General features: G+C 64.1%; 1 pseudogene. It reads left to right on the top strand.

Features of this window, described 5'->3' with window-relative positions:
- Positions 1 to 368: pseudogene (locus HU743_RS27030) on the top strand (RHS repeat protein); the annotation flags it as partial.

The following is a 368-nucleotide window of genomic DNA, read 5'->3' as shown; positions in this document are numbered from 1 at the left end:
TCGCTGGCCCATCGCCTGGCTTTCGATGGCGACGGCGTCGTCTGGATCGACCACGAAAACCGCCGCACGCGGTTTCCCCTGCCCAACGCTGCGCGCCCGGCGATTCACAACAGCCTGTCGCGGGCAGCGATCTTTCTGGGTGATGAACCGGAAGAGCTGATCCTGGCTTTGGCCGGCGACAGTCCGCGGTTCTATCACTTTCGCGCGGGACGGCTGACGGCGATCAGCGATGTGTTCGGCAATCGCCTGACCGTGCAGCGTGATCGCACCGACCGGATTCAGCGCCTGGATAACGGCGCCGGGCGTGCGCTGCTGTTGCGTTATGACCGCGCGCAACTGGTGGCGGTCGATTATCAGGTCTTGGTTCA

It is taken from the genome of Pseudomonas sp. SWRI99 (assembly GCF_014270125.1).
Classification (GTDB): Bacteria; Pseudomonadota; Gammaproteobacteria; order Pseudomonadales; family Pseudomonadaceae; genus Aquipseudomonas; species Aquipseudomonas hamedanensis.
The sequence above is the reverse complement of the archived record's forward strand: the minus strand, read 5'-3'. Positions and strand labels throughout refer to the sequence as shown.